At 69.1% G+C, this 19,450-nt stretch carries 16 protein-coding genes; 1 reads left to right on the forward strand and 15 read right to left on the reverse strand.

The window, feature by feature from the left end:
- Positions 1 to 91: 91 nt before the first annotated feature.
- The 4 genes from OG623_RS11330 to OG623_RS11345 all read right to left on the reverse strand — a co-directional run bounded on the left by OG623_RS11330 (position 92) and on the right by OG623_RS11345 (position 4,009).
- Positions 92 to 1,936 (reverse strand): hypothetical protein, encoded by a 1,845-nt coding sequence (locus OG623_RS11330; RefSeq protein ID WP_406146127.1) that lies wholly within the window; start codon positions 1,934 to 1,936, stop codon positions 92 to 94.
- 430 nt (positions 1,937 to 2,366) lie between these two features.
- A complete protein-coding gene (locus OG623_RS11335; RefSeq protein ID WP_406146128.1) occupies positions 2,367 to 2,828 on the reverse strand; it encodes a DUF6113 family protein in 462 nt (153 codons plus the stop codon).
- Positions 2,825 to 3,742: an N-acetyl-1-D-myo-inositol-2-amino-2-deoxy-alpha-D-glucopyranoside deacetylase gene (mshB, locus tag OG623_RS11340; protein ID WP_406146129.1), complete on the reverse strand. Its 918-nt coding sequence runs from the start codon at positions 3,740 to 3,742 to the stop codon at positions 2,825 to 2,827. Before mshB ends, OG623_RS11335 begins: the two co-directional genes overlap by 4 nt.
- 72 nt (positions 3,743 to 3,814) lie before the next feature.
- Entirely contained in the window at positions 3,815 to 4,009 is a 195-nt protein-coding gene (locus OG623_RS11345) for a hypothetical protein (RefSeq protein WP_014154257.1), read from the reverse strand.
- A gap of 166 nt (positions 4,010 to 4,175) precedes the next feature.
- Here OG623_RS11345 and OG623_RS11350 point away from each other — a divergent pair, with 166 nt between their 5' ends.
- Complete coding sequence (locus OG623_RS11350) at positions 4,176 to 6,302, forward strand: alpha/beta fold hydrolase (RefSeq protein WP_406146130.1); 2,127 nt, start codon at positions 4,176 to 4,178, stop codon at positions 6,300 to 6,302.
- 9 nt (positions 6,303 to 6,311) lie between these two features.
- On the opposite strand, the gene OG623_RS11355 is transcribed toward OG623_RS11350, so the two are convergent.
- From OG623_RS11355 to OG623_RS11405, 11 genes are all read right to left on the reverse strand, one after another.
- Positions 6,312 to 7,415, reverse strand: coding sequence for a hypothetical protein (locus OG623_RS11355; RefSeq protein ID WP_406146131.1), 1,104 nt, complete (start codon positions 7,413 to 7,415; stop codon positions 6,312 to 6,314).
- Positions 7,416 to 7,621: 206 nt separating this feature from the next.
- Positions 7,622 to 8,770, reverse strand: a complete 1,149-nt coding sequence (locus OG623_RS11360; RefSeq protein WP_406146132.1) for an ABC transporter ATP-binding protein — start codon at positions 8,768 to 8,770, stop codon at positions 7,622 to 7,624.
- Positions 8,760 to 9,737 (reverse strand): ABC transporter ATP-binding protein, encoded by a 978-nt coding sequence (locus OG623_RS11365; protein ID WP_406146133.1) that lies wholly within the window; start codon positions 9,735 to 9,737, stop codon positions 8,760 to 8,762. The genes OG623_RS11360 and OG623_RS11365 overlap by 11 nt, the downstream gene beginning before the upstream one ends.
- 13 nt (positions 9,738 to 9,750) lie before the next feature.
- Positions 9,751 to 10,743: an ABC transporter permease gene (locus OG623_RS11370; RefSeq protein WP_406146134.1), complete on the reverse strand. Its 993-nt coding sequence runs from the start codon at positions 10,741 to 10,743 to the stop codon at positions 9,751 to 9,753.
- Positions 10,736 to 11,659 (reverse strand): ABC transporter permease, encoded by a 924-nt coding sequence (locus OG623_RS11375; RefSeq protein ID WP_406146135.1) that lies wholly within the window; start codon positions 11,657 to 11,659, stop codon positions 10,736 to 10,738. Before OG623_RS11375 ends, OG623_RS11370 begins: the two co-directional genes overlap by 8 nt.
- 92 nt (positions 11,660 to 11,751) lie before the next feature.
- Complete coding sequence (locus OG623_RS11380) at positions 11,752 to 13,380, reverse strand: ABC transporter substrate-binding protein (protein ID WP_406146136.1); 1,629 nt, start codon at positions 13,378 to 13,380, stop codon at positions 11,752 to 11,754.
- Positions 13,381 to 13,533: 153 nt separating this feature from the next.
- Positions 13,534 to 14,676: an ABC transporter ATP-binding protein gene (locus OG623_RS11385; RefSeq protein WP_406146137.1), complete on the reverse strand. Its 1,143-nt coding sequence runs from the start codon at positions 14,674 to 14,676 to the stop codon at positions 13,534 to 13,536.
- Positions 14,669 to 15,727 carry an ABC transporter ATP-binding protein gene (locus tag OG623_RS11390; protein WP_406146138.1) on the reverse strand — a complete coding sequence of 353 codons (1,059 nt, stop codon included), beginning with the start codon at positions 15,725 to 15,727 and terminating at the stop codon, positions 14,669 to 14,671. Before OG623_RS11390 ends, OG623_RS11385 begins: the two co-directional genes overlap by 8 nt.
- An 11-nt stretch (positions 15,728 to 15,738) precedes the next feature.
- Positions 15,739 to 16,683: an ABC transporter permease gene (locus OG623_RS11395; RefSeq protein WP_406146139.1), complete on the reverse strand. Its 945-nt coding sequence runs from the start codon at positions 16,681 to 16,683 to the stop codon at positions 15,739 to 15,741.
- On the reverse strand, positions 16,676 to 17,605 hold the full coding sequence (locus tag OG623_RS11400) for an ABC transporter permease (RefSeq protein ID WP_406146140.1): 930 nt from the start codon (positions 17,603 to 17,605) through the stop codon (positions 16,676 to 16,678). Before OG623_RS11400 ends, OG623_RS11395 begins: the two co-directional genes overlap by 8 nt.
- Before the next feature lie 121 nt (positions 17,606 to 17,726).
- The gene (locus OG623_RS11405) at positions 17,727 to 19,349 is read right to left on the reverse strand and encodes an ABC transporter substrate-binding protein (protein ID WP_406146141.1); all 1,623 of its coding nucleotides are present in this window, start codon (positions 19,347 to 19,349) and stop codon (positions 17,727 to 17,729) included.
- Positions 19,350 to 19,450: the final 101 nt, after the last annotated feature.

A 19,450-nucleotide genomic window follows, 5' to 3' on the forward strand; every position in this document is an offset into this window, starting at 1 on the left:
GTCCGGGATGACAGATGTCATGCCCCGGATGCGGCGTCGCCCCTGCCCGGAACTCCGGACAGGGGCGGCGGCACGGCTGTGTCGCGGCCGGTCAGCCCTCGCCGCCGAGGTCGATCGCGACGGTGCGCTCCGCCGGCGTCTTGCCGAGCAGGGCGCCCTGCATGGCCTGCGCCACATCGGTGGCGCTGACCTCGTGCTGCTTCCCGTCGCCCTTGGTGATCATGATGCCGTCGAAGACACCGTCCAGCAGGGTGTCGATGGCTTCCCTGTCGTAGACGGGGACCAGCTTGCCGTCGACCGGCTTCATGGACAGGATCTGCGGCAGGGACTTCGCGGGTCCGAAGTCGATCTGCTTGGGCCCGGCCTTGATGGTGACCAGGCCGGACATCGCGGGCTCGGCGAACTCCTTCATCGCCCGGTCGAGTTCGGCCTGGGTGATGGTGGGTTCGGTCTCGGCCACCGGCAGTTCGACGACGGACACCTTGTCGGTCTGCACCTGCGCGCGGTAGGCGTCGCGGACGGAGATCATCGACTTGTTGACGTCGATCGACTTCCCCGCCTTCCCGGGGACGGGCACGGCCTTGTTCGGCTCGAACTTGATCGTGCCGTCGTTGGACGAGCCCTCGACGCCCGCGAGGTCGGTCAGCGCGACTCCGAGCTTCTCCTCGTCGACCGGGATCACCGGGTCGGCGGGGCGCGCCCCGCCGAACAGGGAGCCGATCACCGAGACCGGGTTGTAGTCGCTGCCCGCGGCGCCACGGACGGTCTCCTGGCTGTCCAGGGTGAGGCCGGCCTTCTCGGGGGCGAGCTTCTCCTCCTTGCCGTCCACGGACAGCCGCAGCGGCGTGCGGGCGCGCTTGCCGAGGGTGGCGTCGAGCTTGGTCACCGCCTCCTCCTTCGTGCCGCCGCCGATGTCGACGCCGAGCACGGTGGTGCCCTTGGGCACCTCGGAGTGGTTCATCAGCAGGCCCGCGCCGTAGGCGACACCGAGGAGCACCACGACGGCCACGCCCAGCAGGACCGGCTTGGAGCGGCCCTTCTTCGCCGGCGGTGCCGGCTTCGGAGCGGGGGCGGGCGCCGGGGCGTCCGAGTCCGCCGGTCCGCCGCCCTTGGGACCCATGGGCCCCTCGGGCGGGCGGGTCGTGCCGGGCCCGCCGGGGAACGGCGCGCGGGGCTCGCCCGGGATGACGGGGATACCGCTGGTGAGCGTGTCACCCGAGACATGGCCGCCCGGCCCAGGGGCCGGGGCGGGAGCCTGCGGCGTCAGGATCGCGGTGTCGTCCGACATCCTCGGGGGTACGCCGCCGGGGCCGCCAGGGCCCCCAGGTCCGCCGGGACGAGGCCCCGACGGGCCGCCGGGAGCAGCCTGACCGGCCCCGCCCGTCCGGCCGGTGAGCCGGTCGAGGTCCGGCGTCAGGGACGAACTTCCGGTGGCGGGGCCCGTGGTGGGTCCGGAGGGCCCCGGGCCGCCGGGCGGTCGCAGGGCCGGGTCGGGCCCGGACGGCGGACCTGCGTCGAGGTCGTCGAGGGCGCTGCGCCGGGGCGCACCGCCGCCGGGCGGCTTCGGGCCCTCCGAGAAGTACGGCGAATCCGTGCGGGGCTGTGCAGGACCGGCAGGACCGCCGCCGGGGCGCGGGCCGGGACCCTGACCGGGCCTGGGGCCCTGTCCCGGCGCACCGGGGCCCGGGGCCGACGGGGCGGCGCCCGCACCGGGTGCGGGGGGCGGGGTCGGGGCCTTGCGCGGGGCGAACCAGTCGCTGCCGCTCTTCTCCCTGGCCGGCTTCTCGGCCGGCGCCTCGGCCGCCGGGGCACTGTCACGCGTGTCCTGGCCCGCGGCGGATGCCCCGCCGGCCGACGGCGCGGGTGCGCCGGGCCTGGGGGTGCTGCCGGTGCGCTCGGCGTCCTGGCGGTCGCCTGACGGGTCGGTGTCGCTCATCGGCGTACGCATCACGACAGGCGGGATCGGACGCGAGCCCGGGATGTTGATCCGGATACGCGTCGTCAGCGTCGTCTCGGTTCTGGGTTCCTCGGGCTGAGGCGGATCCGCAGGCTCCGGAGTGTCCTCCGGCCCGTCCTGGGACGGGTGCAGCGACGGATACTGGCGTGATCCGTACGGCGGCGTACCCGACGGGTACGCGGCACCTCCGCGCCCCTGGGGCCCGGAGGACGAACTGTCAGTTTCACGACTCAAAGCAGGTTCTCCCGATTGGCTCCGCCGCCCGTACTTCCCCCGTGCCGCAGGCCAGGGGACGGCTCGGCGCGCGCACCACCATACTGGCCGCCACCGTAAGACTCTCCGCGCCCTGGGGGAACAAGGATGCACCTACCCGTGCGCGGAGGAGCAATCCGGGAGCGGATACAGCACATCACGAGCCGGGCCCGTCGGTGCTGTTGGCCGGATCCGGCAGCCGCGACATCGTGGCACAGATCACAGCGACGGCCATCCCTCCGAGCATGAAGAGCGCCAGGCCGATCTCCTGTCCGAAGACGTAGTCGCCCTCGGGTCGCCCGCCGAGCAGCACGACCACGGCGATGAACCAGCCCACCGCCGGTGCCAGCGCGCCGAGCTGTGTCCGGGTCAGCACCCGGCCGCCGTAGAAGAGACCGGCCGACGCGGCGAGCGCGAGCAGCAGCCCTCCGGGGAACAGCGCCGCCTGGACGAGGGTGCCCGCAAGACCGACGAACGCGCCCAGCACCGCGAGGCCCAGGTACAGCGGGATCCGTGCGGGGTTCGGGGGCGCGGCGAGACCCATGGGCGCGGGGCTTCTGGGCGGGGCGTTGGTGCGCGGGGCCTCGGACGCGGCGCGCTGCCGCTTGCTGCCGCTCATGCCTGCGCTCCCGGTGCGAGGGGTGCGTCCGCCACGCCGTCGAAGAGGTCGCGCTCACGGAACGCGCCGCCCCCGCCCGGGGCGCCCCGTACCAACTCGTAGTACTCGGTGGTGAAGACCGGCTGACCCAGGTCGTTCGAAAGAGCGAAGAAGGGGCCGTCCACGGCGATCTGGGTGGCGTGCGCCCGCATCGCGGCTGTCTTCGCCGCGGCGTACGCCGAACCGTCGATCTCCGTCGTGATCTCCGCGTCGTCCACGACACCGGGTACGTCGTCGGTCGACGCGATGCCGGGGAAGGCGTCGGGGGCGGTCTCCCGCAGCCGCGCGAAGGCCGCGTCGGCCACGGAGCGTGGCACCCGGTTCCAGTAGATCTTGGCGACGGTGTGCGGGGCTCCGGCCGCCGGGTCGTACGCGGGATCCGCGGCCAGGTCCGCCGCGCGCATCGCGACGCGGTGCGCCTGGATGTGGTCGGGGTGGCCGTAGCCGCCGTCGGGGTCGTAGGTGATCAGGACCTGGGGGCGCAGGGAGCGGATCACCCCGACCAGATGGCCGGCCGCCTCGTCCAGGTCGGCGGCCCAGAAGGCTCCGGGGCGGTGATTCTGCTCGGTGCCCATCATCCCGGAGTCACGGAACCGGCCGGGGCCACCCAGGAACCGGTGGTCGGTGACCCCCAGCTCCCGCATCGCGGCGGTGAGTTCACCGACGCGGTGGTCACCGAGCCCGCCGTCCCGGTCCGCGGCGAGATGCGCGAGGGCGGGCGGAATGACCTCGCCCTCCTCGCCGAGGGTGCAGGTCACCAGGGCGACGTGCGCGCCCTGGGCCGCGTACCTGGCCATGGTGGCGCCGTTGTTGATCGACTCGTCGTCGGGGTGCGCGTGCACCAGGAGCAGACGGCGGGCGGGGAGGTCCTTCATGGGGACCACCCTACGAGCAGGGCGCCCCGCGGGCCGAACGCCCCACGGGGCCGGGGCACCCGGCGCGCGCCGTCAGAACTTGATTCCCCCGATCATGCCTGCCACGTTCGACGTCACCTCCGAGATGGTCGGGGCGATCGACGAGCTCGCGAGGTAGAACCCGAGCAACATGCAGACCACCGCGTGTCCGCCCTTCAGTCCGGATTTCCGGATCAGCAGGAAGACGACGATCGCCAGCAGCACCACCGCCGAAATCGAGAGTGCCACGGCGGTTCACCTCCATCAGTACGGTCGGGACAGGCAGCACACATGGAGCCAGCAGGTTCTTACCCACCGAGCGCTACGGATCATAACTATCCGTGCCGACGCATTGATCGGGGCACAGCAGCACGAGGGGCGCACGGAGGGGCCGTCGCCAACTAGATTCGGTGCCATGACCTCGCAGAAGCTGTCCTTTCCTCGCCAGCACGCCCGGACCCAGCGGTTCACTCTCGGCGCACCCCGGGCCTTCACCGTCTCACCGGATGGAACGCGGGTGCTCTTCCTGCGTTCCGCATCGGGCACCGACCGGACGAACCGGCTCCTGGTGCTGGACACATCGACGGGCGAGGAGCGGATCGCGGCCGACCCCGACGCGCTGCTGGGCGGTTCGACGGAGAAGCTGTCACCGCAGGAGCGGGCCAGGCGCGAGCGGACCAGGGAGGGTTCGGCGGGCATCGTGGGCTACGCGGTGGACGACGCGGCCGAGTTGGCGGCCTTCGCGCTCTCCGGCAAGGCGTACGTCGCCGAGTTGAGGGCGGGCACGGCACGGGCCCTGCCGGTACCGGGCCCGGTGATCGATCCCCGCCCCTCCCCCGACGGCCGGCTCGTCGCCTACGCCGCCCGGGGCTCGCTGCGCGTCGTGGGGGCGGACGGCGACGGGGACCGGCCGGTCGCCGAGCCGGAGGACGCGAACGTCTCGTACGGCCTCGCGGAGTTCGTCGCGGCCGAGGAGATGGGCCGCTACCGCGGTTTCTGGTGGTCGCCGGACTCCCGGAGCCTGTTGGTCGCGCGGGTCGACGACAGCGCCGTACAGCGGTGGTGGATCGCCGATCCCGCGCACCCCGGGAGCAAGCCGGCCGAGGTCGGCTATCCGGCGGCGGGTACGGCCAACGCCGAGGTGGGGCTCTTCGTGATGGGCCTGGACGGCTCCCGCACCGAGGTGGTCTGGGACCGGGCCCGTTTCCCCTATCTGGCGCGGGTGCACTGGTCGTCGCACGGTGCGCCGCTGCTTCTGGTGCAGGCCCGTGACCAGCGCAGCCAGCTGTATCTGACGGTGGACACGGAGACCGGCGCGACCCGCACGGTGCATGTCGACGAGGACGGGGTCTGGCTCGACCTCTTCGCCGGGGTGCCCGCCTGGGCGCCCGACGGGCGGCTCGTCCGGATCGCCGACGAGGGGGGCGCGCGGGTGCTCTCGGTCGGTGACCGGCCGCTGACCGGTGACCGGCTGCACCTCCAGGCGGTGCTGGACATCGGGGATTCGGACATCCTGGTGCAGGCCACCGCGGGCGAAGGCGCGGCGGATCCGGAGACGGGGCAGAGCCATGTCTACCGCGTCAACGAGCTGGGCGTGGAGCGCGTCAGCGAGGACCCGGGGGTCCACTCGGCGGTGCGCGCGGGCGGTGTGACGGTCCTGGTCTCGGCGTCCCTCGAGCACCCCGGGACGGCCGTACGCGTGCTGCGCGACGGCAAGCGGATCGCCACCGTGGCGAATCTCGCCCAGGAGCCGGTCCTGACCGCGAAGGTTCACCTGACGGAGGGGGGCGCACGGCGGATCCCGTGCGCCGTTCTGCTCCCCACCGGATATTCGGAATCAGATGGTCCGCTTCCGGTCCTGATGGATCCCTACGGCGGTCCGCACGGCCGCCGGGTGGTCGCCGCCCACAATCCGCACCTCACGTCCCAGTGGTTCGCCGACCACGGTTTCGCCGTGGTCGTCGCGGACGGCCGGGGCGCCCCCGGCCGTTCGCCCGGCTGGGAGAAGGCGGTGCGGGACGATCTCACCCTCACCCTCGACGATCAGGTCGAGGCTCTGCACGCCCTGGCGGGACGCTTCCCGCTCGATCTGTCCAAGGTGGCCATGCGCGGCTGGTCGTACGGCGGTTACCTCTCGGCGCTCGCGGTGCTGCGGCGCCCCGACGTCTTCCACGCGGCCGTGGTCGGCGCCCCTGTGACGGACTGGCGGCTGTACGACACCCACTACACCGAGCGCTATCTCGGCGACCCCACCCGGCAGCCCGAGGTGTACGCCCGCAACTCGCTGGTGACCGACGAGGGGCTCTCCGAGCCGGCCGACGAGGTCCGGCCGATGATGCTCGTCCATGGTCTGGCCGACGACAACGTGGTGGTCGCCCACGCGCTGCGGCTCTCCTCCGCGCTGCTGTCCGCCGGACGCCCGCACGAGGTGCTGCCGCTGAGCGGGGTGACACACATGACCCCGCAGGAACAGGTGGCCGAGAATCTGCTGCTGCTCCAGGTGGACTTCCTCAAGCGGTCCCTGGGGCTGCCCAGGGCCTGACAGCGGCCGTCACCAGCCGGGCGGCGGGGAGGCAGGGGGCGGCGGGGAGGAGCCCGGCCCGCCGCCGCTCTGCGGATAACCGTAGCCGGGGCCGCCGCTCCCCGGGGGCCCGAAGCCGGGGGCGGCTCCGGGCCGCGGATAGCCGTAGCCCCGGGTGTCGGCCTGTGGGTAGCCGTAGCCGCCGTACCCCTGCCCGCCCTGCCCTTCGACCCGCTCGAAGCCTCTGCGCGCCAGGACGGGGAGGGTCACGGCCCCCGCGAGGGCGAAGAGGAACGAGGTGAGCATGATGAGCTGCTGCTCGAACGGCGCGTCACCGAAGTGTTCCAGCGATGTGTCGTGGACCATCCGGGCGATACCGCAGCCGCCGGAGACCAGCAGGAGTCCTGCGACGATCATGCCGAGCGGCCTGGCGTGGACGGCACGGAAGAGCGCGGTCCAGGCCACCACCAGGCAGGTCACCCCGATGGCCACGCCGCTCCAGCCCGGCGGGGTGGCGGTCAGTCCGATCGTGAGGACCTTCCCGCCGATGAACCAGGCGGGATAGAGCTGGTCCGGCAGTGTGAAGAGCTGACGGATCTCCCAGGCGATCATGACGGCGCCCGAAGCGCCGAGCAGCAGGAAGGCCGTGACGCCCGCGCCCTGGCCCGGTCTGGTGGGCCGCGGCTCGTAGGAGTCCTCGGGCTGTCGGCGGCCCACGGCCCCGATGACGACGAGCGCGAGTCCGGCGGCCAGGGCGACGAAGGTGCCGACGAGTGCGCGGGTGCGCAGTTCCTCGCCGTACCGCTCACCCATCCACGACGAGCCGATGGTCCACACCCCGGGCAGCCGCAGGGCCAGCGTGACCAGTCCGGTGACGACCAGCGTGGACGCGGCGACCGAGGAGCGCAGGGCCGCGATCAGGGCGGCGACGAGGACGACGAACAGCACCGGATCGGCTAGCAGCGTGGCGGGCAGCGTCTTCGGCCATCCGCGCGTGTAGCCGGCCCAGTAGCGCAGCAGGTCCGTCGGATCGCCGAGTGCTCTGACGTCCCGTACGATCCAGGCCGCGACCAGGGCCGCGAGCACGGCGCACAGCACCGCTCCGGTGATTCTGGCTCCCCGTGTGAGTATCACCTCAGGGATACTCCCTCGCGGCCCGCCGATGGACAAGAGGACCTGGGAAACGGGGGGGGAACGGGTAACCGGCCGGGGCGACGTGATGAACGCCCCGGCCGGTTCACGGCACCCGCACGGCCGTACGCTGACCATGGTGCGACGTTCGTATATCGGTGTGGAGACGGCCGAGTTGCCTCTGTGTTAACGGATCTGAGGCCCGCTCATCACTCCTCGCCCCCCTCTTCGCCGCCCCCGCCGCGCTGGTCCTCCGGTGGCACCACCTGCTTCTCCTCGGCGAAGTGGCACGCCGAGTCGTGCCGGGCCGGGGTCTCCGAGTCCCGGAAGACCGCGGGTACCGCCAGCAGCGGCACCTCCAGCTCGCACCGCTCCTGCGCCTTCCAGCACCGGGTACGGAAGCGGCAGCCGGACGGGATGTTCGCGGGGGAGGGCACGTCACCGTGCAGGATGATCCGCTCACGGTGCTCACGTGCGGTCGGGTCGGGCACCGGTACGGCTGAGAGCAGCGCCTGGGTGTACGGATGCGTCGGGTGGTCGTAGATCTCCTCGTCCGTGCCGATCTCGACGATCCGGCCCAGATACATGACCCCGACCCGGTCGGAGATGTGCCGGACGATCGACAGGTCGTGCGCGATGAACAGGAAGCTGAGGTCGAATTCGGCCTGGAGCCTGTCCAGCAGGTTGACGACCTGGGCCTGCACCGACACGTCGAGCGCGGAGACCGGTTCGTCGGCGACGATGATCTCCGGGTTGAGCGCGAGACCGCGGGCGATCCCGATGCGCTGGCGCTGGCCGCCGGAGAACTGGTGCGGATAGCGGTTGATGTACTCCGGGTTCAGGCCGACGACGTCCAGCAGGTCCTGGACCCGCTGCCTGCGGCTCCCCTTGGGCGCGACCTCCGGATGAATCTCGTACGGCTCCCCGATGATGTCGCCGACCGTCATCCGCGGGTTCAGCGAGGTGTACGGGTCCTGGAACACCATCTGGATGTTGCGGCGCACGGCCTTCAGCGCACGCCCGGACAGCTTGGTGACGTCCTCGCCCTTGTAGCGGATCTCGCCCCCGGTCGGCGGCTCCAGGTGCACCAGCATCTTGGCGACGGTCGACTTCCCGCAGCCCGACTCCCCCACGATGCCGAGCGTCTCGCCGGCGGCCAGGTCGAAGTCCACGCCGTCGACGGCCTTGACCGCGCCTACCTGCTTCTTGAAGAGGATGCCCTGGGTCAGCGGGTAGTGCTTGACCAGCCCGCGCACCTCCAGGATCGGGTCGCCCCCGGCGTACGGGCGTACGGGCGCCACGGCCTGGAGCGTGGAGCCCCCGCCCCCTCCCCCGTGGCCCGTCTCGTCAGCGTGCATCGAGCGTCTCCTTCCAGAAGTGGCAGGCGCTCCGGCGCTCCTCGTTCACGGTGTAGAGCGGCGGCACGTCGGTGCGGCACACGTCCTGGGCCAGCGGGCAGCGCGGGTGGAAGGCGCAGCCGGACGGAATGTGCAGCAGGTTGGGCGGCAGGCCCTTGATCGCGTACAGCTCCTGGCCCTTCTGGTCCAGGCGCGGGATCGACCTCAGCAGGCCCTTGGTGTACGGGTGGGCGGGCGCCTGGTAGATCGGGTGGACGGGTGAGGTCTCGACGATCCGGCCCGCGTACATCACGGCGATCTTGTCTGCGACGTCCGCGACCACGCCGAGGTCGTGCGTGATCAGGATCAGCCCCATGTTGAGCTCGCGCTGCAACTCGGCGAGCAGGTCCATCACCTGGGCCTGGACGGTCACGTCGAGCGCGGTGGTCGGTTCGTCGGCGATGATCAGGGAGGGTTCCAGCGCCAGCGCCATGGCGATCATGATGCGCTGGCGCATACCGCCGGAGAACTGGTGCGGGTAGTCGCCGACCCGCTGCCTGGCGGCCGGGATGCGCACCCGGTCCATCAGCTCGACGGCCTTGGCCCTGGCGTCGCCCCGTGACATCCCGCGGTGCACGACGAACATCTCGCCGAGCTGGGCTCCGACGCTCAGCACGGGGTTCAGCGAGGACAGCGCGTCCTGGAAGATCATGGCCATCTCCTGGCCCCGGATCCTGCGGCGCTCCTCGGCCCTGAGCTTCAGCAGATCGCGGTCCTTGAAGAGGATCTCGCCCCCGCTGATCCTCCCGGGCGGCATGTCCAGGATGCCCATGATCGCCTGGGCGGTCACCGACTTCCCCGAGCCCGACTCACCGAGTACGGCGAGCGTCTCCCCTTCGGCGACGGAGTAGTTGACCCCGTTGACGGCCTTGGCCACGCCCTCCCGGGTGTGGAACTCCACATGCAGATCGCGCACTTCGAGCAACATGGTGGCGGACTCCTCAGCGCAGCTTGGGGTCGAGGGCGTCGCGCACCGCGTCGCCGAGCATGATGAAGGCGAGCACGGTGATGGCCAGCGCCCCTGCGGGCCACAGCAGCATGTGCGGCGCGTTGCGGACGTACTGGGAGGCGGCGGAGATGTCGATGCCCCAGGAGACGGCCGGCGGTTTCAGGCCGACGCCGAGATACGAGAGGGTCGCCTCCAGCGAGATGTACGTCCCCAGGGCGATGGTCGCCACGACGATCACCGGGGCGATGGCGTTGGGCATGATGTGCCGGAGCATCATCCGCGAGTTCGACGCGCCCAGTGCGCGGGCCGCCTGGACGTAGTCGTTCTGTTTGGCGGTGATGACGGAGCCGCGGGCGATGCGCGCGATCTGCGGCCAGCCCAGCAGCACGATGAAGCCGATCACCGGCCAGACGGTGGAGCTGGTGACGACCGACAGGAAGACCAGTCCGCCGAGCACCACCGGGATGCCGAAGAAGACGTCCGTGATGCGGGAGAGCACCGCGTCCCACGCCCCGCCGAAGAAGCCCGCGAGGCCGCCCAGCACACCGCCGAGCAGCGAGACGCCCAGGGTGGACAGGACACCGACGGCCACGGAGGTACGCGCGCCGTAGACGGTGCGGGTGTAGACGTCGCAGCCCTGTCCGTCGAAGCCGAAGGGGTGACCTGGCTGGGAGCCCTCCTGGGCCTTGGCCAGGTCGCAGTTGAGGGGGTCCTGGTCGGCGATCAGCGACGGCCAGATCGAGATGATCACCAGGAAGAGGATGACGAGCCCGGAGATGATGAAGACCGGGTTGCGGCGCAGGTCGCGCCAGGCGTCGGACCAGAGGCTGCGCGGCTTGCCGGTGGGCCCGGCGCCGTCGGGGCCGCCCGGTGCCTTCTCCAGGGTGGTGCCCTCGTCCACCGCGAGGTCCATCGGCCCGCCGGTACCGGCGCCCGAGATCGCTCCGCTGCCCGTCGTCCCGTCCCACGGCTTCGGCTCAGGCATAGCGGATCCTCGGGTCGAGTACGGCGTACAGGAGGTCGACGATCAGGTTGGCGGCCAGGAAGACGAGGACAAGGACGGTGACGAAGCCGACGACGGTCTGGGAGTTCTGCCGCAGGATGCCCTGGTAGAGCTGGTAGCCGACGCCGTGGATGTTGAAGATGCGCTCGGTGACGATCGCCCCGCCCATCAGGGCGCCCACGTCCGTACCGATGAAGGTGACGACGGGGATGAGGGAGTTGCGCAGCAGGTGCCGTACGACGACCCGGCGTCTGGGGAGGCCCTTGGCCGTGGCGGTACGGACGTAGTCGGCGCGGGCGTTCTCGGCGATCGACGTCCGGGTGAGCCGGGTGACGTAGGCCAGCGAGACGGAGGCCAGGACGAGCCCGGGCAGGATCAGTTCGTCCACCGGTGCCTCCGAGGAGACGGACGGCTTGATGACGCCCCACTCCACACCGAGCAGCAGCTGGAGGAGCAGGCCGGTGACGAAGGTCGGCACGGAGATGACGACCAGGGTCAGGATGAGCACCGTGGTGTCGACGGGCCGGCCGCGGCGCAGACCGGTGACGACGCCGAGGCTGATGCCGATGACGATCTCGAACACGATGGCGATGATGGTGAGCCGGATGGTGATCGGGAAGGCGGTGCCCATCAGCTCCGTGACCTTCTGACCGTTGAACGCGGTGCCGAAGTCGCCGGTGAACACATTGCCCATGTAGTGCAGGTATTGCTGCCAGACCGGCTTGTCGAGGCCGAATTCGGTGCGCAGCTGGGCGGCGGTCGAGGGGTCGCACTGGCGGTCACCGCAGAGGCCCGCGATGGGGTCGCCCATCACGTTCACCATGAGGAAGATCAGCAGCGTGGTGCCGAAGAAGACCGGGATCATCTGCAGCAGCCGCCGGATCACATAACGTCCCATGAGGGCTCCCGGGGTCGGGGCGGAAGGACCGAAGGACCGGAAAGCCGGGTCGCCGGTGCGGGGCGCCGCACCGGCCACCCGGCTTCAGCGGGTCACTTGACCTTGATCTGGTCGTACACCGGGACGCTGAAGGGGTTCAGCGAGACGTTCTCGACCCTGTCGGAGTAGCCGGCGCTGCCGTTCTGGTACCAGAGCGGGATGGCGGGCATCTCCTCGGCCATGACCTTCTCCGCGTCCTGGAAGGTGCTGACGGCCTTGGCCTTGTCCGTCTCCGCGTTGGCCTTGTCGACCAGGTCGTCGAACTTCTTGTTGCTCCACTTGCCGTCGTTGGACGAGGCGTTCGTGTAGTACTGCGGCTGGAGGAAGTTCTGGATCAGCGGGTAGTCCATCTGCCAGCCCGCGCGCCAGGAGCTGGTCAGCTTCTGGGTGGAGACCTGGCTGCGGAAGTCGGCGAAGGTGCCGATGGGCCCGCCGACACACGCCTTGTTGTTCCCCATGACGTTGTTGATGCTGTTGCAGACCGCGTCGACCCACTCCTTGTGGGAGCCGGTGTCGGCGTTGTACGAGATCTTGAGCTGGCCGCCGGGGATGCCGCCGCCCTCGTCGATCAGCTTCTTGGCCTCCGCCTTGTCGTAATCGCAGGCGGAGCCGCAGAGCCCCTTCTTGAACCCGCCGTCCGCGCCGAGTACCGGCGAGGTCCAGTCGCTGGCGGGGGTGCGCGTCTTCTGGAAGATCTGGTTGGTGATCTGGTCACGGTTGATCGCCATGGACAGGCCACGGCGGACCTTGGCCGCGTCGGGGGTGTCCCAGGCCTTCTCGTAGAACGGGAAGGCGATCGTCTGGTTGATGCCTGCGGGGGTGTTGATGTAGCGGTCGCCCAGGTCCGCCTTGACGTTCTTGAGCTGCGACGCGGGCACGTCGTCGACCAGGTCGAGGTTGCCCGCGGTCAGGTCGGTGTAGGCGGTGTTGTTGTCGGTGTAGACCTTGAGGTCGATGCCGCCGTTCTGCGCCTTGTCCGCGCCGGGGTAGTCGTCCCAGCGGCGCAGGTTCATCGACGAGCCCTTGGCGTACGAGTCGATGGTGTAGGGACCGTTGCCGACGGGCTTGGAGAGCCACGCGTCGTGGTCGCTGTAGAAGGTCTTGGGCAGCGGCACGAAAGCGGCGTAGCCGAGGGTGTCGGGCCAGAGCGAGAACTTCTGCGACAGCTTGGCCGTGAAGGTCGTGTCGTTGACCACCTTCAGGCCGGAGAGGCTGGCGGCGGACGCACTGCCCGACTCGGGGTGGACCTTGTCATATCCGTCGATGTACTGGAAGAAGTAGGCGTTCTTCTGGTTGTTCTTCAGTGCGGCGCCGTAGTTCCAGGCGTCCACGAAGGACTTCGCGGTGACCTTCTCACCGTTGCTGAAGGTCCAGTTGTCCTTGATCGTGATGGTGAAGTTCTCCGAGTCCTTGGACTCGATCTTCTGGGCGATCTCGTTCTTGGCCTCGCCGGTCTTCGGGTCGTACCGCACGAGTCCGCGGAAGACCATGTCGAGGACCTTGCCGCCCTGCACCTCGTTGGTGTTCGCCGGCTCCAGCGGGTTCTGCGGGTCCCCCCAGGACGAGCTCACGATCCCGTCGGATCCACCGCCGCCACCGCTGTCCCCGCCGCCGCAGGCCGTGGCCGCCAGGGTGACGGCGACGGCGCATGCGGCCCACCTGGCCTGTGTGGCTCCACGCATGGAGTGCCTCCTAGGGTTCCCGTGAGTGGCTCAATGCCTCATATCACCCCATATGACACTCCGTCGCATGTCGGCCTACGCCGTACGCGGCCCAGGAACGCCAGGACGCCCGGCCCCTCTCGGGGCCGGGCGTCCTGGTTCGGGCTGTACGCGCTACGCCGCGTGCACCACGTCGCGCTCCTCGGCGAAGTGGCACGCCGACTCGTGCGCGGCCGGCGTGTCCGAGGTCTTGAAGCGCTCGGGGATCGCCAGCAGTGGCATCTCCGTGGCGCACTTGTCCTCGGCCTTCCAGCACCGGGTACGGAAGCGGCAGCCCGACGGCGGGTTCGCCGGCGAGGGGACGTCACCCGAGAGGATGATCCTCTCGCGTCCGTCACGGGCGTCCGGGTCGGGGACGGGGACCGCCGAGAGCAGCGCCTGGGTGTAGGGGTGCGTCGGGTGGTCGTAGATCTGCGTGTCGGAACCGATCTCGGCCATCTTGCCCAGGTACATCACACCGACCCGGTCCGAGATGTGCCGGACGATCGACAGGTCGTGCGCGATGAAGAGGTAGGAGAGGTTGAACTCGTCCTGGAGCTTCTCCATCAGGTTGATGACCTGCGCCTGCACCGACACGTCGAGCGCGGAGACCGGCTCGTCGCAGATGATGATCTCGGGGTTGAGCGCGAGGCCGCGGGCGATCCCGATGCGCTGACGCTGGCCGCCCGAGAACTGGTGCGGATAGCGGTTGATGTACTCCGGGTTCAGACCGACGACGTCCAGCAGGTCCTGGACCTTGCGCCGCCGCTCACCCTTCGGGGCCGCCTCCGGGTGGATCTCGAAGGTCTCGCCGATGATGTCGCCGACCGTCATACGCGGGTTCAGCGAGGTGTACGGGTCCTGGAACACCATCTGGATGTTGCGGCGCACGGCCTTCAGCGCACGCCCGGACAGCTTGGTGATGTCCTGGCCCTTGTAGAAGACCTCACCCGCGGTGGCCCGCTCCAGCGTCATCAGGAGCTTGGCGACCGTGGACTTGCCGCAGCCGGACTCGCCCACGATGCCGAGGGTCTCGCCCTGGTAGAGGTCGAACGAGATCCCGTCCACGGCCTTGACCGCGCCGACCTGCTTCTTGAACAGGATGCCCTGGGTCAGCGGGAAGTGCTTGACCAGGTTGCGCACCTGGAGGATCGGCTCACCCTGGGACACCGGGGCGTCCAGGGCGGCCACGGCCTCCGACTCGGTGGCGGCGTCGACCGTCTCCGCGTCGGTGACGTTCGGGGTGGCGTCCACGGACTCCTTGCCGAGCTCAGCCATGGATCGTCTCCTTCCAGAAGTGGCAGGCGCTGCCGCGGCCGACCAGCTCGGTGCCGTCCTGCTCGGTCACCGGGCGCAGCGCCGGGATGTCCGTACGGCAGATGTCCTGCGCCACCGTGCAGCGCGGGTTGAAAGCACAGCCGGACGGCACGTGCAGCAGGTTGGGCGGCAGGCCCTTGATCGCGTAGAGCTCCTGGCCCTTCTGGTCCAGGCGCGGGATCGACTCCAGCAGGCCCTTGGTGTACGGGTGCGCGGGGCGCTTGTAGATCTCGTGGACCGGAGCGGTCTCGACGATCCGGCCCGCGTACATCACGGCGATCTTGTCGGCGACGTCGGCGACCACGCCGAGGTCGTGCGTGATCAGGATCAGCCCCATGTTGAAGTCGCGCTGGAGCTCCGCGAGCAGGTCCATCACCTGGGCCTGGACGGTCACGTCGAGCGCGGTGGTGGGCTCGTCCGCGATGATCAGGTCGGGCTCAAGGGCCAGCGCCATCGCGATCATGATGCGCTGGCGCATACCGCCGGAGAACATGTGCGGGTAGTCGCCGACCCGCTCCTTGGCCGCCGGGATGCGCACCCGGTCCATCAGCTCGATGGCCTTGGCCTTGGCGTCCTTGCGGGACAGGCCCTGGTGCACACGGAACATCTCGCCGAGCTGGTACCCGACGGAGAGGACCGGGTTCAGCGAGGAGAGCGCGTCCTGGAAGATCATGGCGATCTTCTGGCCGCGGATCTGCCGGCGCTCCTCGTTGGACATCTTGAGCATGTCCTGACCGCGGAAGAGGATCTCGCCCTGCGGAATGCTGCCGGGAGGCATGTCCAGGATGCCCATGACCGCCTGGGCGGTCACGGACTTGCCCGAGCCGGACTCGCCGAGCACGGCGAGGGTCTCGCCCGCGCCGACGCTGTAGTTGACTCCGTTGACGGCCTTGACGACGCCGTCGCGGGTGTGGAACTCCACGTGCAGATCGCGGACTTCGAGCAGCGGGCCGCTCTCGTCGCTCGAACCACGCGGAGCAGGAACATCCGCCGTCTTGTCGATGATGGTCATGTACGCCTCCCTCAGCGCAGCTTGGGATCGAGGGCGTTGCGCACCGCATCGCCGAGCATGATGAACGCCAGAACGGTGATCGACACCATGACCGACGGGATGATCAGGACGAACGCGGCGTTACGCAGCTGCTCCTGACCGGAGGAGATGTCGACACCCCACGACACGGCCGGTTCGGCGAGGCCGATGCCCAGGAAGGACAGCGAGGCCTCGGCCGAGATGTAGCCGCCGAGCGCGATGGTGGCGACCACGATCACCGGGGCCATCGCGTTGGGCAGGATGTGGCGGAGCAGGATGCGGCTGGTCGAGGCGCCGAGCGCCTTGGCCGCCACCACGTAGTCCGCCTGCTTGATCGTCAGGACCGAGCCGCGTGCGACACGGGCGATCTGGGTCCAGCCGAGGAAGGCCAGCGACAGGATGACGACCCAGACGTGACGCTCCTCGAACGACGTCAGGATGACCATCGCGCCGAGGATGAAGGGCACACCGAAGAAGATGTCGGTGACACGGGACAGGATCGTGTCGACCCAGCCGCCGAAGTAGCCGGCGAGCATGCCGACGACCGCGCCCAGGACCGTGACGAGCACGGTGACGATCACGGCGACCATGATCGAGTAGCGGGCGCCGTAGACGACACGCGCGTAGATCGAGCGGCCCTGGACGTCGTAACCGAACCAGTCCTCCTGGAAGAAGTTCCCCCACCTGGGCTTCTGCAGGTAGTGGTGGGCCAGGTCCGCGTACCGCGGGTCCGCACCGGTGAACAGGCTCGGGGCTATCGCCATCACCAGCAGGAAGAAGATCAGGACGGCCGAGACGACGAACAGCGGGCTGCGCCGCAGGTCGTGCCAGGCGTCCGACCACAGGCTGCGGGGCTTGCCGACGCTCGGGGTCGCGGGGACCACGTCCGGCGCCTCGGTGGTCTCGGCCTCGGTGGTTTTCTTCAGCATCTCAGGCATAACGGATCCTCGGGTCCAGGACCGCGTAGAGCAGGTCGACGAGCAGGCTGGTGACGAGGTAGACGATGACGATCAGCGTCACGATGCCGACCACGGTGGCCCCCTCGCGGTGCTTGAGGGCGTCGAAGACGGTGAAGCCGATGCCCTTGACGTTGAAGATTCCCTCGGTGATGACCGCGCCGCCGAGCAGCGCACCCAGGTCGGTGCCGAGGAAGGTGACCACGGGGATCATCGAGTTCCGCATCAGGTGGATACCCACGATACGGCGTCGCGGCAGGCCCTTGGCGACGGCGGTGCGCATGTAGTCGGAGCGCAGGTTCTCCGCCACCGACGTACGGGTCAGTCGTGCCACATAGGCGAGCGACAGCGACCCGAGGACGACAGCGGGCAGGAACAACTCGCTCCAGTTCGCTTCCGCGCTCACGTTGGGATCGACCCAGCCGAGCTGGAAGGCGAAGAAGTACTGGCCGAGGAAGCCGAGCACGAACGACGGGACCGAGATGAGGACGAGCGTCAGCAGGAGCAGTCCGCGGTCGCGGAAGGTGTCGGCCTTCAGCCCCGCGAAGACGCCCATGGTGATACCGACGACGACCGTGAAGATGAAGGCGAACAGCGCCAGTCTGACCGTGATGGGGAACGACTCCGCGATGATGTCGGAGACCTGTCGCCCGCTGGCGATCTGGGTGCCGAAATCACCCTGGAAGAGACCGGTGAGGTAGTTCCAGTACTGATGCCACAGCGGCAGATCGAGGCCGAGCTTCTGCTTCATGGCCGCGATCTGTGCCGGGTCGACGGTCTGTTCACCCGCGAGCGCGCGCACGGGGTCGCCGGGCAGCGCGTACATCATGGCGAAGACCAGCAAGGTTGATCCGAGGAAGACCGGGATCATCTGGAGCAGTCGCCGTGCGACATAACGCCCCATGTTTGCCTCCGAAAGGGATAAAGCAGCCCGAAGGGCCGCTCTCCGGGTACGGAGAGCGGCCCCCCGGGACCTACTGCCTGTGTGGGCGGCTGATGGCCGAGTGGGGGCCCTCAGGCGAGTGTTACTTGACGGTCACGTCGGTCATGACGTAGTCGCCGCGGTAGTCGATCCCGACGTTGTCGACGGACTTGCCGTAGCCACCGTTGATCTTGTAGTCCCAGAGCGGGATCGCCGGCATCTTGTCGAGGAGGAGCTTCTCCGCGTCCTGGTACGCCTTGATCGAGTCGTCCAGGGTGTCGGCGTTGTCGCCCTTCTTGAAGGCGGCGTCGACGTCCTTGTCGGAGAAGTGTCCGTTGTTGGCCTCGGCCGTGGTGCCGTACAGCTCCCGCATGAAGTTGACGTTCAGCGGGTAGTCGGCGACCCAGCCGCCGCGGTACATCGACTTGACCTCGTTGTTGTCACGCGCTTCCAGGTCGGTCTGGAAGTCCGGCTTGGCGTCCGGGATGCAGTCGACCCCGGTCGAGTTGCGGATGGACTCGCAGACCGCGGTCACCCACTCCTTGTGGCCACCGTCGGCGTTGTACTGGATCCAGAGCTTGTTGCCCGGGACGCCACCGTTGTCCTTGACCATCTTCTTGGCCTTGGCCGGGTTGAAGGTGAGCACGTCGGTGTCCAGCTTCTGGTTACCGGCGACGCCCGGAGGCGTGAAGCTGGTGGAGGGCTCACGGGTGCCGTTGAGGACGGTCTTGGTGATCGTCTCGCGGTCGATACCCATGGACAGACCCTGGATGACCTTCGGGTCGATGTCCTTGAAGGTCTTCGAGTAGAACGTCGGGACGATCGACTGGACGGCCGCGTAGGGCTCCTCGATCGTACGGTCGCCGAGGTCCGTCTTGTACTTCGGGAGGTCCTTCGGGCCGATCTGGCGGATCATGTCCAGGTTGCCGGAGAGGAGGTCCTGGTACGCGGCCTCGACGGTCGCGTAGTTCTTGAACAGGATGCCCTTGTTCTTGGCCTTGTTCGGACCCGTGTAGTCAGGGTTGGCCTTGACGCGGATGAGCTTCTTGTGGTCCCACTTCTCGAAGACGTAGGGGCCGTTGCCGACCGGCGCCTGACCGAAGGCCTTGGTGTCCTTGTAGAACACCTCGGGCAGCGGGGCGAAGGTGTAGTAGCCGAGCTTGTACTCGAAGTACGGGACCTGCTTGTCGAGCTCGATCGTGAAGGTGGTGTCGTCCACGGCCTTCAGACCGGACATCTCCTGGCTCTTGGGGTCACCCTTGGCCGGGTGGACGTCCTCGTAACCCTTGATGTCCTCGAACCAGAAGGCGTTCTGCTGGTTGTTCTTGATGTTGGCGTACCAGTTCCACGCCTTGATGTAGGACTCGGACGTGACCGGGGTGCCGTCGTGGAACTTCCAGCCGGGCTTGAGCTTCACCGTCCACGTCTTGTTGTCGTCCGACTTCACGGACTCCGCGTTCGTGTAGACGATCTCGCCCTTGGCGTCGAACTCAAGCAGCTGGGTGAACAGCGCCTGGATCACGTAGCTGCCGAGCGACTCGTTGGTGTCGGCCGGGATCAGCGGCTTCTGCGGCTCGCCGACGTCGACGGAGACGTAGCCCGCGGGCTTGCCCTTCTCCGTCGAGGCGCCGCTGTTGTCGTCACTGTCGCCCCCGCCACAGGCGGTCGCGGCCAGGGCGATGATTGCCGCTCCCGCGACCCACTTGGCGCTCTTGGCACCGCGCATGGGTTTCCTCCTCATGAGTCCACTTCTGACTACAAGAGGGGCACTGTAGAGATCCACCGACACCCCTGACGGCGATCGTTCGCAGTGCCCCGAGTGTGCTC

The sequence above is a fragment of the Streptomyces sp. NBC_01012 genome, assembly GCF_045162755.1.
In the GTDB taxonomy this organism is placed as follows: Bacteria; Actinomycetota; Actinomycetes; order Streptomycetales; family Streptomycetaceae; genus Streptomyces.

Excerpts from the sequence above, each read along its gene's own strand:
- OG623_RS11330 (WP_406146127.1), bottom strand. The coding sequence starts at position 1,936 with ATGAGCGACACCGACCCGTCAGGCGACCGCCAGGACGCCGAGCGCACC.
- OG623_RS11335 (WP_406146128.1), bottom strand. The coding sequence starts at position 2,828 with ATGAGCGGCAGCAAGCGGCAGCGCGCCGCGTCCGAGGCCCCGCGCACC.
- mshB (WP_406146129.1), bottom strand. The coding sequence starts at position 3,742 with ATGAAGGACCTCCCCGCCCGCCGTCTGCTCCTGGTGCACGCGCACCCC.
- OG623_RS11350 (WP_406146130.1), top strand. The coding sequence starts at position 4,176 with ATGACCTCGCAGAAGCTGTCCTTTCCTCGCCAGCACGCCCGGACCCAG.
- OG623_RS11360 (WP_406146132.1), bottom strand. The coding sequence starts at position 8,770 with ATGCACGCTGACGAGACGGGCCACGGGGGAGGGGGCGGGGGCTCCACG.
- OG623_RS11365 (WP_406146133.1), bottom strand. The coding sequence starts at position 9,737 with ATGTTGCTCGAAGTGCGCGATCTGCATGTGGAGTTCCACACCCGGGAG.
- OG623_RS11370 (WP_406146134.1), bottom strand. The coding sequence starts at position 10,743 with ATGCCTGAGCCGAAGCCGTGGGACGGGACGACGGGCAGCGGAGCGATC.
- OG623_RS11375 (WP_406146135.1), bottom strand. The coding sequence starts at position 11,659 with ATGGGACGTTATGTGATCCGGCGGCTGCTGCAGATGATCCCGGTCTTC.
- OG623_RS11380 (WP_406146136.1), bottom strand. The coding sequence starts at position 13,380 with ATGCGTGGAGCCACACAGGCCAGGTGGGCCGCATGCGCCGTCGCCGTC.
- OG623_RS11385 (WP_406146137.1), bottom strand. The coding sequence starts at position 14,676 with ATGGCTGAGCTCGGCAAGGAGTCCGTGGACGCCACCCCGAACGTCACC.
- OG623_RS11390 (WP_406146138.1), bottom strand. The coding sequence starts at position 15,727 with ATGACCATCATCGACAAGACGGCGGATGTTCCTGCTCCGCGTGGTTCG.
- OG623_RS11395 (WP_406146139.1), bottom strand. The coding sequence starts at position 16,683 with ATGCCTGAGATGCTGAAGAAAACCACCGAGGCCGAGACCACCGAGGCG.
- OG623_RS11400 (WP_406146140.1), bottom strand. The coding sequence starts at position 17,605 with ATGGGGCGTTATGTCGCACGGCGACTGCTCCAGATGATCCCGGTCTTC.
- OG623_RS11405 (WP_406146141.1), bottom strand. The coding sequence starts at position 19,349 with ATGCGCGGTGCCAAGAGCGCCAAGTGGGTCGCGGGAGCGGCAATCATC.